Below are 13,944 nucleotides of genomic sequence, written 5' to 3' on the forward strand. Positions count from 1 at the left end.
GTCGGCGACACGCTGACCGACGGCCCGCCGAAAACGATCACCGGCCTGCCGAACTTCGCGCCGGAAATCCTGCGCCGCATCGCGCTCAAGGACCCGACCAAGACCAAGCAGCTCAGGAAGGCGCTCGACGATCTCGCCGAGGAAGGGATCATCCAAGTCTTCTATCCCGAAGTCGGCAGCGCCTGGGTGGTGGGCGTCGTCGGCCAGCTGCAGCTCGAAGTCCTGATCTCCCGCCTCGAGGCCGAATACAAGGTCGATGCGAAGCTGGAGCCGTCGCCCTGGGACACCGCCCGTTGGCTGTCAGGAGACGCGAAGGACATCGATACCTTCGCCACGATCCACCGCGGCGCGCTCGCCCGCGATCGCGACGGGGCGTTGGTGTTCATGGCGAAGGACGCCTGGGAGCTGAACTACGTCAAGGAACGCAATCCGGCCCTGCGCTTCTCGGCGACGAAAGAGCGCGCCTGACCAGCCCTCTTTGCCGTTCCCTCTCCGGCTGTTACGGTTCGGCGATGGGGCGGATGAACATCCTGACGGACGACCGGCACCCGCTGCGCGCGGCGATCGTGCTGGCGGTGGCGTTCAACCTGTTCACACTCGCCGTGTTCACCGTCTCCGGCTATTTCCGCGGACCCGAGAGCCTGCGCGAATCGCTGGTGCTTGGTGTTCCGATGATGCTGGTGGACGGCTATCTCGGTTTCCAGCTCTACTATGCGCTGCGCTGGACGCGGCACCTCACGCCGGCGCTGCGGTGGAGCCTGGTCACCGTCGCCGTCGTGGTAATCGCGTTGGTGCAGGCGCTGTGGGACACGCAGCTGCGGATCTGGGCCGACACGCTGACGATGGACCTTCGCCAGACCTATATCCGTGCGGCGACGCTCAACACCTATAACAGCGGCATGCTGGCCGGCCTGTTCGCGTTCCAGGCTGCCTATATGGCGCTGCAACGCAACCAGTGGCTGCTCGGCGAGGCGCGGCAGCGCGAGCGCGAAGCGCAGATGCTGGCGCTCCGTTTCCAGCTGAACCCGCATTTTCTGTTCAACACGCTGAACGCCATCTCCAGCCTGGTCGTGCTGCGCCGCACCGACGAGGCGGAATCGATGATCGACCGCCTCTCCTCTTTCCTGCGCGGCAGCCTGGCCGCCGATCCGGACCGGATGGTGACGGTCGAGGACGAGTTCGAGATGCTCGACAATTATCTGGAGATCGAAAGCGTCCGTTTCGGCGACCGGCTGATGACCGCGATCCATCTGCCGCACGAGCTGGCGCGCGCGCAGGTGCCGCCATTCCTGCTGCAGCCGCTGGTCGAAAACGCTGTCAAATATGCGGTCGCGCCGTCGCGCACCGAGGTGCGGGTCGAGATCACTGCGCGCGAACGGGGCGGCCTGCTCGAGCTGGAGGTCAGCGACAGCGGCTCCGACAGCGAGGGCGTCAGCCCGGGCACCGGCGTGGGGCTCGCCAACGTCCGCGAGCGGCTGCGGCTCAGCTTCGGCGACGAGGGGCGGATTCAGCTGCACAAAGGCGCCGGCGGCTTCCGCGTCACGCTGACGATGCCGCTGAACATCCCCGCGCTCCCCGCCGAACCGCCTCTGACGATCGCCGCCTAGGCCGCCGCCTCGAAGGAAAGTCGTCGCGCCGGCCCTCAGCCGGGACGACGATCGGCGAGCAACCCTGAAAATAAAAAAAAGCCCGGCCGGTTTTGAGGCCGGCCGGGCCTAAGGGTCAGCATTCTTTCGAATGCCTCGGGTCGCAGGGTTTTGATGCGCGAGGCTGTGCCCGAACGAAATAATGTGTCGACGAAACTGCAGCCGGAAGCGACGGGATTGCACGACGCGAATTCGTCGCTAGTCATCCGGCCCATGAAGCTCCTCACGACCGCGGCACTGGCCGCTCTCGCCGCGGCCCTTGCCGCTCCCGCCTCGGCCGAAGTTCAGCGCTACAGCGTGATCTTCGGCGGCAAGAATGTCGGCCACCTGAACGCCGACGTTCAAGGCGCGCAGACCGCAATCGACTACGACTTCAAGAATAACGGCCGCGGGCCGACGATGAAGGAGTCGATCAGGCTCGACGCGAACGGGCTGCCGACCGCCTGGGACATCACCGGCGCGACCACGTTCGGCTCCAAGGTGGAGGAGCATTTCGCCAGGAAAGGCGGTGCGGCGACGTGGACCGATTCCACGGGCAAGGGCAGCGCCGCGGTCAAGGGACCCGCGGTCTATGTCGCGCAGAGCGGCAGCCCCTGGTCGACCGGCCTCTACGCCCGCGCGATCCTGAAAGCCGGCGGCACGACGATCCCGGCGCTGCCCGGCGGCACGCTGAAGCTCACTAGGGGCGAGGCGCTGACCGTCAACGGCGACGGCGGCCAGCTTCAGGTCACGCGCTACGATCTGGGCGGCATCGATACCTCGCCCGAGACGATCCTGATGGACGCCGACGGCGAAATGTTCGCCGCCGTCTCGCCCCGCTTCGTCATCGTCCGGGCCGGCTACGAAGGCGAGGCTGAGCGTCTGAAGACGCTCGCCGCCAAATGGTCGACCGACCGTTTCGTCGACATCCAGAAGAAGGTCGCGCACCACTATGAGGCACCGGTGCGCATCCGCAACGTGCGGGTGTTCGATCCGAAGACGCAGGCGCTGACCCAGCCGGTGTCGGTGATCGTGTCCGGCAACCGCATCGCTGCGGTCGAGCCGCTCGACGAGCCGGCGACCAAGGGCGAAGTGACGATCGACGGCGCCGGCGGCACGCTGGTCGCCGGCATGTACGAGATGCACGCCCATACCGGCCAGGAAAGCGCGCTCTTGAACCTGATCGCGGGCGTCACGACGATGCGCGACATGGGCAACGACAATGCCGTGCTCGCAAAGCTGATCGAGCGGATCGACAACGGCATCATCGCCGGCCCGCGCATCGTCCGCGCCGGCTTCGTCGAGGGCAAGAGCCCTTACAGCGCGAACAACGGCATCCTGGTCAACAGCGAGCAGGAAGCGATCGACGCGGTGCGCTGGTACGCGGCGCGCGATTTCTGGTCGATCAAGTCGTACAACAGCATGAATCCGGCCTGGATCCCGGCGATGGTCAAGGAAGCGCACCGTCTGGGCCTGAAGGTGCAGGGCCATGTCCCCGCCTTCGCCACCGCCGACCAGATGGTCGAGGACGGCTTCGACGAGCTGACCCACATCAACCAGTTCATGCTGCAATGGGTCATCAAGCCGACCGAGGACACGCGCACCCTGTTCCGGCTGACCGCTCTGAAGCGGCTGCCCGGCCTCGACCTCAACAGCGAGCGCGTGCAGCACTCGATCAATCTGGTCGCCGAGAAGCACGTCCCGATGGACGTGACGCTCGGCATTCACGAGAACCTGCTGTTGAACCGCGACGGGCAGGTGCCGCGTGGCGCCGCCGATTACTTCAGCCACATGCCGATCGGCACCCAGCGCGGGTTGAAGCAGGCGTGGATCGACACCTCCGCGCCGGGCGACGATGCCGCCTATCGCGGCGCATACGACAAGATCGTGCAGACGATCCGGATGCTCAACGACAAGGGCGTGATGATCGTCCCCGGCACCGACACCGGCGGCAGCTTCACCTATCACCGCGAGCTGGAACTGTATCAGACGGTCGGCATGACCGCCCCGCAGATCCTGAAACGCGCGACCTGGGACATGGCCCATTATCTGGGCCAGGACCAGCGGCTGGGCTCGATCGAGAAAGGCAAGCTCGCCGACTTCTTCCTGGTGCCGGGCGATCCGACCAAGGATCTGAAGGCGATCAAGCACATCGCGATGGTGGTGAAGGACGGCGTCTTCTACTACCCGGAAGAGGTGTATCCGGAGTTCGGCATCGAACCCTTCGCACCGGCGCCGAAGGTCACGCCCTCTTCTCAGGTTACTCCTCGATCGTAACCGCGGCGCGGAACGGGACGGTCATGAGCACGGTCCCGTTCCCGTCGGCGATCTGGATGCATTCGTGCAGCGGCAGCCGGCCTACCCAAAGGGCCTCGCGCATGATCGATCGCGCGGCCGCGATGGCTTCGGCTCTCGCCTCCTCCAGTCCGGGAAATTCCTGTCCCTCCTCATCCCTGACGAACCGCCCGTCGACGATGTGGAAATAGTAGCGGAGCAAGCCGCACCTCCCCTTTCTGTTATCGCTGTCGGGAAACCTGCGGGGCAGGTCCCCCGTTCCCGAAGCGGGCCGCGATCAGCCGATTATATTCGCGCTCGGGCACGCCATAGGCGTCGCCGGCGATCCGCTCGAGCAGCGGCCGGTCGACGATCCTAACGACGCCGCGGGCGGTTCGGATGGCACCTCGCTGGGAAAGACTCCCCAGCGAAAAGGTAACGCTCGTTCGGGCCGATCCGAGCATGATTGCCAGATAATCCTGGGTGAGCGGCACGTCGTCGTCGGGCATTCGGTCATGGCTCATCAGCAGCCAGCGCGCCAATCGTTCCTCGATCGGTCGCAACGCGTTCGCCAGGCAGGTCTCCGCCGACTGCAACATGAAGAATTGCACATAGCGGAGCATCAGGGTCTGAACCGCCGGACTGTCTCCGAGCATCGCTGATAATTCGGCCGCAGGAACGATCCAGGCGGAGCCGCCGATCTGCATCTCCAGCCGCTGCGGCGCATGGTCTGACTTCAGCACCAGCGGAATGCCGCCAAAGCCGTCGATGCCGTACAGCCCGATCTCGACGGCCTGACCGCTCGGCACCTCGGCGATGACCGAACCCAGCCCGCTTTCGAAGAAATAGCCGAAGGGCGGTGGCTGGTGCGCGTCGAACAAGGTCATGCCCTTGGGGGTCTCGATCTGCCTCAATCGCGGACCAAGCATCGCGAACGCGTCCTGCGGGAGCGCGCGAAGCAACCAATTCTGCACCTCGGTTTGTGCGGGACCGGCCATCCGCCTTCAACAAACGGACAGGTGGTTTGTGCCCGAGGGCCGGCTGATGCCCTTTGACAAGCGCCGGAGCGCCCCCGATAGGCGCCGGACGCGACGGCGCGTGAGGAGCAGGGCATGAGCGTCTGGCACAGCACCGATATCGACCTGCAGGCCCTCACGCGCCTGGGCGACAACGGGCTGCCCGGCCATATCGGCATCGAGTTCGTCGAGATCGGCGACGAGTGGCTGAAGGCGCGCATGCCGGTCGACCGCCGCACGCACCAGCCCTTCGGGCGGCTGCACGGCGGCGCGTCGGTGGCGCTGGCAGAGACGGTCGGGTCGGTCGCCGGATCGCTGACCGTCGACCGCGAGACCAGCGTCGTCGTCGGCATGGAGATCAACGCCAACCATATCCGTCCGGTCAAGGACGGCTGGGTCTATGGCACCGCCAGGGCCGAAGCGCTGGGGCGCACGACACAGGTCTGGTCGGTCCGCATCACCGACGAGCACGACAAGCTGGTCTGCCTGTCCCGCATCACGCTGGCCGTGATCCCGCTGCAACGCGCCTGATCAGGCGCGGGCGTTGGCCGCGCGTTTCCAGCCGGACCGGCGATTGCGGGCGGCTGCGCCGACCAGGCCGAATCCGCCCAGCATCAGCGCCCAGGTGGCGGGTTCCGGCACTGCCTCGACGAAGACCTTCAGGTTGAAGCCGCCCTGTATGCCTTCATAGTCATAGCTCGCGCCGTTGCTCCAGACGCGATAGTAGCGGAGGCAGATCTCTCCGATCGGGCCAGGCTGAGCGCAAGTGTCCTGCCCCTTCGGCGCCCGGACGAACACAGTGGTGACACCCGGCCGCACCATCTCGTCGAAGCGATAGGCAAAAGGCATCCCGTACAGATCCTCAAAGCCGGTCGCCGTCCTCTTCCTGCCGAAGAATTCGACCTGGTTCGGCGAAGGAACGAAGATCAACGCTTCAGGCTGGCTCAGTACGAAGGACCATTTGTAGGTCATTCCGTCATCCGGCACGGTGTAGTCCGGGCCGTAATCGGTGATCCCTTCCGGGATATCGCAACCGCCATCCTCTGCGGCGCAGCCGACTTGCGAATAGGCCGGCGCAGCGGCCAAAAGCACTGCCGCGGCAGCGGCGGACAGAGACAACCCTTTCACCCTGTATCTCCCCTATTCCCGGCTCCTTCCGCGTCGACAAAGCCGACCTGGAAAGCCCGAACGCGTGCGCGATCCGCACCGACGGTTCCACGCACGACCTGGATGTTGGTTCCGGCAGCGCCCGCCCAAGGCGCAGCGGGGAGAGGAAAACGCGAAAGCGGTGCTCGCTGATCAGGAACCGTGCGCCGCGAGCCACGCCTTCGTCTCGGCTTGCAGCCGCGGCTGTCGCGCGAAGCGGGTGCGCAGCAGCGCGATCGTCTGGTCGATCGGCTTGCGGTCGCTCGCCGCGACGTGCGCGTCGGCATAGGCGTCGAGCTTATCGATGGTCGACGGTTGCTGGCTCTCCATGCCCAGCCGAGCGATGAAGCGCGACCATCCCGACGTGTCGGTCAGCTGCCGCACCCTGTCGAGATGGGCGAGCACGAAATCGATCGCCATTTCCGAATGCAGAGTCGAGACAGCGCCGATGATGTCGCTGCTGATCGTCGGCCCCGGCTCGTCGGTTATCGACAGGGCGAGCGCGCGCTGCGCCAGCGCGGGATCGCGGGTGCGGCCGAGCAGGTCGTAATAGGTGCTCCGCTCGACAGCGCCGCCGGCAGACTTCGCGAGCGCGTGCAATTTGTCCCAGGTCGCGGCGTCGGCATTTTCCGCGACGACGCGCAGCCACGCGGACTTGAGGCTGCCGGGGATCGCGGCCGGATCCTGGAACAGGCGGCGCGCCTCGGCGGTGACGGCCGGATCGGCGATGCGGCCGAGCACGCGGATCAGCACCGGCCTCAGCGTCGCGTCGAGCACCGGCTCGCCCTTGCGCGGGGCCATGCCCAACCGCTCCAGCACCGGCCGGAAGCGCGCCGACATTTCGGCCGCGACCCGTGCCTGGGTCGCCGCGTCGCCCTCGAACAATTCGTAGAGCGCTCCCCATTCCTCCAGCGCCAGCGTCGTGACCTTGGCCTGCGCATCGGCCGGTACCGCCGCGAGCAGATCCAGCCCGACGGCCATCGGCTGGTAGTCGGCACGGGCAAGCGCGAGATTGTCGGCGAGCAGGCCATATTGATCGACCGGCCCAAGCTTTGTGTACGCCTTGGTCAGGGCCGCGATCTGGTCCGGCTGGTAGAGCGTCCGGTAATAGCCGGTTTGTCCGGCATTGATGAGCAGCGGCGCGCAGCCGGCGACCGTCATCCGGCCGCTGCCGTTCGCGACGATCGAGGTCGCAGCCTTGCCGTCCAACGTCATCGCGCGGACCGGCACGTGCCAGCTGAGCGGCTTCCCGTCCGGCTTGTCCGCGCTGAACTGGCCTTGAGTCAGCGAGACCTGTGTCGATCCGCCGCTGCAGGTCGAGGAGCCGACGCGGATCAGCGGCACGCCGGGCTGCAGCGTGAAGTCGTGCGCGATCTGGGTGATGCCGGCCGCCCCTGCCCCTTCGACCGCATGCCACAGATCGTCGGTGCGCGTGTTCCGGTATTTGTGCGCCGCGATATAGGCTTGGATGCCCTTCTGCCAGACGTCCGCCCCGGCAAAGCCTTCCAGCATCGTCAGCACCGATTCCCCCTTGGAATAGGTGATCGTGTCGAAGGCCTGGTTCGCCTGCTCGACCGTCCGCACCGTCTGCACGATCGGGTGCGTGGTCGAATAGGCGTCGATGCTTAGCGCGCCTTCGCGGGACTCGACCTGGTCGACGTCGGCACCCCAATCGGGATGGAAATGCTGGGTGGTCTTGCTGGCCATCCAGCTGGCAAAGCCTTCGTTCAGCCACAGATCGTCCCACCAGGCCATGGTGACGAGGTCGCCGAACCACTGGTGCGCCATTTCGTGCGCCTGCACCCCGAAGATCGCCTGCCGCTCGGCATCAGTGGTGATCGCCGGATCGTCGAGCAGAACGCGCTCGAAGGTGAAGATCGCGCCCCAATTCTCCATCGCGCTGAAGAATTGCGACTGGCCGGGTCCGGCGACATTCTCCAGCTTCGGCAGCGGATAGGGCGTGCCGAAATACTGGTTGTAATAGGTCAGCACCTGCGCCTCGGCGTCGAGCGCGGTCTGCGCCTTGGCCTCGTTGCCGCGGCCCATTGTGATCGCGACTTCGGTGTTGCCGGACATGGTCTTGATCCGTCCGAAATCGCCGATGCCCAGGAACAGCAGATAGCTGGACATCAACGGCGTCTGCTGAAAGGTCACGCGCTTCAGGCCATTGCCGAGCGGTTCGGTCTTCGCGGCGGGCATGTTGCCGATCGTCATCAGGTCGGCGGGAACGACGGCCGAAAGATCCCACCGCGCCTTATAGTCCGGCTCGTCCCAGCTGGGCACGAATGCCCGCGCATCGGCCGCCTCGAACTGGGTGAAGAGCGATCGGCGCGGCGACCCGTCCGGCGCCTTGGAATCGAGCGCGAAAAAGCCGTTCGCCTGCTGGTGGATCACGCCTTTATAGGCGATGTCGAGCCGGTAGCGGCCCGGCGCGAGCGTCGCGCCGAACGCCAGCGTCGCGGTCTCCGCCTCGGCATCTACCGTCGCCGTCCCCGATCGCGGCGCGCCCTTCGCCGCCCGGATCGAAACGCTGTCGATCGTCATGTCCTTTGCGTTCAGGACCAGCTTGTCGGTCGCCTCCACGATGTCGAGATCGATCGCGACCTTGCCCGAAAAGCGCAGATGGGCCGCATCGGGCGTGACCTCGATCGCGTAATGGCGCGGCACCGCAGTGCGCGGCAGCTGGGTGAAGGCGGAATCGATCGTGTCCTGCGCGGGCTGCGCGAGCAATGGACACGCGACCAGCATCGTCGCCGACAGAAGAAATGACTTGATCAAACGCCCGCGCATGCTGCCCTCTCTTTGTCGTTGCACGGTCAGCGTTGGCAGATCGGCGAGCGAGTCGATAGGGCGAAAGTTAACCCATGATGGAACGCCCCCTGTCCAAGCGGCGCGATCTGCTTTAATCCGCTCGCCCAAGCCGTTCAGCGGCCGCTCATCCGAGTTCTCTAGGGGTAAATCTATGAAATTCAGCTACTTGATCGCGGCCTCGTTGATGGCCGCCACCGCCCCGGCCGCGCTTGCGGCCCCCGCCGTTCCGGCCGCGCAGGCCGCCAACCCGCTGCTTGCGCCCTGGACCGGTCCCTATGGCGGCGTGCCGGCATTCGACAAGGTGCAGGTGTCGCTGTTCAAGCCCGCCCTGGAAGCGGCGATGGCCGAGAATCTGCGCGAGATCGACGCCATCGCGAACAACCCGGCGCCGCCGACGTTCGACAACACGTTCGTGCCGCTGGAGCAGGCGGGCCGCACCCTGGGCCGGGTCTACACCTACTACGGCATCTGGTCGTCGAACCTGTCCTCGCCGGAGTTCCAGAAGGTCGAGCAGGAAATGTCGCCGAAGCTGTCGGCGTTCCAGGACAAGATCATCCAGAACGAGAAGCTCTTCCGCCGCATCGACGCGATCTACAATTCGCCCGACAAGGCCAAGCTGACGCCGGAGCAGCAGCGGCTGGTCTGGGTCTATTGGAACAACTTCACCCAGCACGGCGCCAAGCTGAACGCCGCTGACAAAGCCGCGCTCAGCCAGGTCAACCAGCAGCTTGCGGGACTCTACACGACCTTCGCGCAGAACGAGCTCTATGACGAAGAGCATGACGCGCTGATCCTCGACAATGAGGCCCAGCTCGCAGGCCTCAGCCCCGCGCAGGTCGCAGCGGCAGCGCAGGAAGCCGAGCGGCGCGGCATGAAGGGCAAATGGGTGTTCGCCAACACCCGCTCGGCGATGGAGCCGTTCCTCGTCAACGCGACCGACCGCTCGCTCCGCCAGAAGGCGTTCGAGATCTGGACCAGCCGCGGCGACCACCCCGGCGCGCACGACAATAACCCGATCGTCACCAAAATCCTGCAGCTCCGCGCGCAGAAGGCGAAGCTGCTCGGCTATCCGACCTATGCGCACTGGCACCTCGCCGACACGATGGCGAAGACGCCGGACAAGGCGCTCGACCTGATGATGGCGGCCTGGAAGCCGGCGGTCGCGCAGGTCCACAAGGACGTCGCCGAGATGCAGGCGATCGTCGACAAGGAAGGCGGCAACTTCAAGATCGCGCCCTGGGACTACCGCTATTACGCCGAGAAGCTCCGCAAGGCGAAATACGACCTCGATATGAGCGAGGTGAAGCCGTACCTGCAGCTCGACCATGTTCGCGAGGCGATGTTCTGGGCGGCAGGGCAGCTCTACGGCTTTACCTTCACCAAGGTGGAGGGGCTGCCGGTCTTCAACCCGGACGTGACCGTCTACGAAGTGAAGGGCCGCGACGGCCAGCACGTGGGACTCTGGTATTTCGATCCCTATGCGCGGCCGGGCAAGAATTCGGGCGCCTGGATGAACGAGTATCGCACCCAGTCGAACTTCGACGGGGCGATCCCGACGATCGTATCCAACAACGCGAACTTCGTGAAGGCGGCGCCGGGCGAGCCGGTGACGATCTCGTTCGACGATGCAGAGACGATGTTCCACGAATTCGGCCATGCGCTGCACGGGCTGAACTCGGCGGTGCACTATCCCACGCTCGCCGGCACCAACGTCGCGCGCGACTATGTGGAGTTCCCTTCGCAGATCAACGAGCATTTCATGACCACGCCGCAGGTGATGAAGTTCCTGGTGAACGCGAAGGGCGAGCCGATGCCGCAGGCGCTGGTCGACAAGATCAAGGCCGCACAGCATTTCAACCAGGCCTTTTCGGTCGTCGAGGCGCAGGCCAGCGCGATCGTCGACATGAAGATGCATCTGATGGGCGACAAGCCGGTCGAGCCGCACGGGTTCGAGAAGACGACGCTCGCGGAGCTGGGCATGCCGAGCGAGATCGTGATGCGCCACCGCATCCCGCAATTCGGCCATGTGTTCGCCGGCGAGGGCTATGCGGCGGGTTATTACGGCTATCTGTGGGCGGAGGTACTGGATCAGGACGCGTACCAGGCGTTCGTCGAGGCCGGCAATCCGTTCGACCCGGCGACCGCGAAGCGCTTCCACGACGACATCCTGTCGGTCGGCAATACGGTCGATCCGGCCGTGGCGTTCCGCAATTTCCGCGGCCGGGACCCCAGCGTGGACGCCTGGCTGAAGGACAAGGGCTTTCCGGTCCCGACTGCGACGGGCGCCACCAACGAATAGACTGGCCGCGGCCAACCCTGGCCCGCTCGTCCCGAGCGAAGTCGAGGGGCGCGGCTCCGAAAAAAAGGGGGCGGAGACTTTCGGCTCCGCCCGCTCAAGTCCAGGGTAAGAAAGACGGGGCGCGTCCGGGAGGGCGCGCCTCGGCTTTATCGGCGTCAGAACCGCAAGCGGGCACCGACGCGATAGGTGCGGCCCAGGGCGTCATAGGTCGACGGATAGATGTTGCCGCTGTTGAATGAGGCGGAGCCAACGTCCTGACCGGTGAAGGGCGGCTTCTTGTCGAAGAGGTTCGCAACCGTCAGCGTGAGCGTCAGATTGTCCCCTACGCCGATCCGGGTCGCCAGATCGAAATAATCCGCTGACGGCAGGAAGTTGAAGTCGTGCGTACCGAACGTTCCCGGCGCCGGCGCGCCCGGCAGGTTCGACTGCGCGCCAGGCACCGGCCCCGAGTAGGAGTCGCCGTTGCCGTTCGCACGATCATCGGGCTCGTGCTGGATCGCGCTGATGTGGCGCCACAGCAGCGACAGGTCGACGTTCTCGAACGTCAGCGTGGTGCGCTGGGTCCAGCTGAACTCCGGCTGGATCGAGCCCACGTCCGCTGCCGTGCCTGCGGGCGAACCGCAGTTGCCGCTGAAATAGCCGACACACTCACGGTTGAGCGAAATCGGCAGATTGTTCGGGTTCGGATAGGCAGTGGCCTGGAATTTCTGGCTATGGGACCAGTTGCCGGCGAAGCTCAGCGCCAGCTTCGCGAAGCCCAGGTCGGTATTGTAGTTCATCGTGACGTCGATGCCGTCGCTCTTCACCTTGCCCAGGTTCGACAGCGGCAGGAACAGGCCCGGCGTGTCGGTCGGGTCGCCCGCCAGACCGCCGGTCAGCGCGTTGCGGCGGATGACCGTGCAGGCCAGGCTAGTCTCGGCACCCGCGGCCGGGCTGAAGTTGCCGTTCGCGTCCGGCGAACCGAAGCAGGCCTGGATGGCGTCGCCCGGCGTCGGCGCGCTGATCGCCCGATTGATCTTGATGTGGTAGTAATCGATCGACGCAGTAAAGCCGGGCAGGAAGTCTGGTTGTACCACCACGCCAAAGGTGTAGCTGTTCGACTTTTCGGGTCGCAGCGCCAGCGAACCGCTGGCTGAGGCATTGCCTTGGCCGGCGGTCGGTTGCGGGATCGAGCCGAGCGTGAAAGCTGGCGCGCCCTGCGCGCGGCACACCGCTGCGAGCGTGCCCGTGGGGGCAGGACGAACGATCTCGCCTTCGTCGTCAATCGACGCGCAGGGATCGTTCGCGATCGCAGTCAACCCGGTCACCAGCGGTGCGAACAGCTCATTGATGTTCGGAGCCCGCACCGCGCGGGCGAAGTTGCCGCGGAACTTGATCGCGTCGATCGGTTCCCAGCTCCCGCCGACCTTCCAGGTCGTCGTGTTGAACTTGGGCCGGCTGGGCGCATCGACCGTGTAGTGGGAATAGCGGATGCCTCCCTCCAGCGTCAGGTTCTGGAAGAACGGTTTGTCCTGCACGATCGGCGCGACAAGCTCGCCAAAGGCTTCGTAGACGTCGAATGCGCCGTCCACCAGCGCCGTCGGGCCGCCGGAGCCGCCCAGGTCGCCGGAGCCGGAGAGCGTGTCGCCCCGCTGCAGCGCGGTATATTTGCGATACTCACCGCCAACCGCGAAGCTGACTGCGTCGGACGCCCAAGGCAGCGTTGCCCCGAAGTCGCCGGAAATCGTGGCGCGCGCCTGAGCCAGGCTGGTGCGGCTGAGCGTCGTGCTTTCCGCCGACAGGAAGCCAGCCATCTCTGGCGTCAACGTACCGAACGCATTGACAGGCACGCAGCCGTTGCTTGTGTCCTGACAAATTGGGTTGCCGTTCGCGTCTGCGGTGGTCAGCAATCCTTGCCGCCAGCGGGAGTTGAGTGTGTAGTTCTGGATGAACTGCGTATTTTCGGATTCGCCGTACGAGCCGAACACATCCCAGTTGATGCTGTCGGTGATCGACCCACGGAAACCAAGTCGATAATCGAAGATCTGGGTCCTGAACTGACTGATCCGCGGGCCGTTTTCGATCGCCCGGCGAGAGATCTGGGTGACGAATTCGCGATAGTTCGGATCGTTCGGATCGGTCGCGGCCGCCGCGGCAGTACATTCCGCCGGCGTCAACGTCTGCACGCCTTCGGCGATGGGGTCGAAGTCGCTGTTCGCGCAGAAGGTCGCACGCGCAGCAGCCGGCAGGAACGGATTGCTGACCGGGATCTGTACGGCGATTCCGAATGCACCCGATGGCGCAATGATGGTCTGCACCGAATTCTTCGAAAACAGACCGCGAGTATATACTTCAATGCCGTCCGAAATTTCATAGTTCGCCTGGCCGAACATGTTGAAGCGCTGGAACGGCGTCTGGAAAATGTTGAACGGGTTGAAGTTGAACGCCGTGAATTCGGATTGCAGCGCGCCGGTCGTCGGATTGACCGTCTGCAGCGGCAGGCCCGGCACCGAGAAGCGGGTCGGGAATGTCGTGCCGGAACCGGCGACGTTACCGGTGAAGGCGCTGATGTTGAATCGGCTGAAGTCGCGCGCGCCCTGATAGACCGGGTCGGCTTCCTGATAGCCGATCGAGAACACCGCATTGCCGCGGCCATCGTCGAAGTTCGCGCCGATCGTCGTGTCGACACGGAAGACGTTGCCGTCGCCGCGCTCGGTGATCTGCTCGGATGCGGAGATTTCGAGGCCGGTGAAGTCCTTCTTGGTGATGAAGTTCACCACGCCGGAGACCGCGT

The 13,944-nt window shown here is 65.3% G+C and carries 9 protein-coding genes and 1 pseudogene; 5 read left to right on the forward strand and 5 right to left on the reverse strand.

All coding sequences use genetic code 11. The features are described from left to right. The 3 genes and pseudogenes from prfC to VFT73_RS01040 form a co-directional block, all read left to right on the forward strand. Positions 1-468, forward strand: a pseudogene (prfC, locus tag VFT73_RS01030) (peptide chain release factor 3); the annotation flags it as partial. A 44-nt stretch (positions 469-512) separates the two neighbouring features. Continuing rightward, a complete protein-coding gene (locus VFT73_RS01035) occupies positions 513-1,607 on the forward strand; it encodes a sensor histidine kinase (protein WP_326408253.1) in 1,095 nt (364 codons plus the stop codon). Between the two features lie 252 nt (positions 1,608-1,859). Beyond that, positions 1,860-3,902, forward strand: coding sequence for an amidohydrolase family protein (locus VFT73_RS01040; protein ID WP_326408254.1), 2,043 nt, complete (start codon positions 1,860-1,862; stop codon positions 3,900-3,902). Here VFT73_RS01040 and VFT73_RS01045 read toward each other — a convergent pair. Continuing rightward, complete coding sequence (locus VFT73_RS01045) at positions 3,886-4,122, reverse strand: DUF6894 family protein (RefSeq protein ID WP_326408255.1); 237 nt, start codon at positions 4,120-4,122, stop codon at positions 3,886-3,888. The two genes, VFT73_RS01040 and VFT73_RS01045, sit on opposite strands and share 17 nt — an antisense overlap. A 19-nt stretch (positions 4,123-4,141) precedes the next feature. Further along, positions 4,142-4,897, reverse strand: a complete 756-nt coding sequence (locus VFT73_RS01050) for a Crp/Fnr family transcriptional regulator (protein ID WP_326408256.1) — start codon at positions 4,895-4,897, stop codon at positions 4,142-4,144. A gap of 114 nt (positions 4,898-5,011) precedes the next feature. Here VFT73_RS01050 and VFT73_RS01055 point away from each other — a divergent pair, with 114 nt between their 5' ends. Then, positions 5,012-5,446: a hotdog fold thioesterase gene (locus VFT73_RS01055; RefSeq protein WP_326408257.1), complete on the forward strand. Its 435-nt coding sequence runs from the start codon at positions 5,012-5,014 to the stop codon at positions 5,444-5,446. On the opposite strand, the gene VFT73_RS01060 is transcribed toward VFT73_RS01055, so the two are convergent. Together VFT73_RS01060 and VFT73_RS01065 are read right to left on the reverse strand one after the other, a co-directional pair. Further along, positions 5,447-6,043 (reverse strand): PEPxxWA-CTERM sorting domain-containing protein, encoded by a 597-nt coding sequence (locus tag VFT73_RS01060; RefSeq protein ID WP_326408258.1) that lies wholly within the window; start codon positions 6,041-6,043, stop codon positions 5,447-5,449. A 171-nt stretch (positions 6,044-6,214) separates the two neighbouring features. Next, positions 6,215-8,851 carry a M1 family metallopeptidase gene (locus VFT73_RS01065; protein WP_326408259.1) on the reverse strand — a complete coding sequence of 879 codons (2,637 nt, stop codon included), beginning with the start codon at positions 8,849-8,851 and terminating at the stop codon, positions 6,215-6,217. Between the two features lie 172 nt (positions 8,852-9,023). Between VFT73_RS01065 and VFT73_RS01070 the strand changes: the two genes are divergently transcribed. Then, a complete protein-coding gene (locus tag VFT73_RS01070; protein WP_326408261.1) occupies positions 9,024-11,171 on the forward strand; it encodes a M3 family metallopeptidase in 2,148 nt (715 codons plus the stop codon). 155 nt (positions 11,172-11,326) lie between these two features. Here the strand turns inward: VFT73_RS01070 and VFT73_RS01075 are convergent. Further along, positions 11,327-13,944: TonB-dependent receptor domain-containing protein (locus VFT73_RS01075; protein ID WP_326408263.1), on the reverse strand; the 2,618-nt coding region annotated here is incomplete at its 5' end.

Origin of the sequence: Sphingomonas sp. (assembly GCF_035758555.1) — a bacterium.
Lineage (GTDB): Bacteria > Pseudomonadota > Alphaproteobacteria > Sphingomonadales > Sphingomonadaceae > Sphingomonas_B.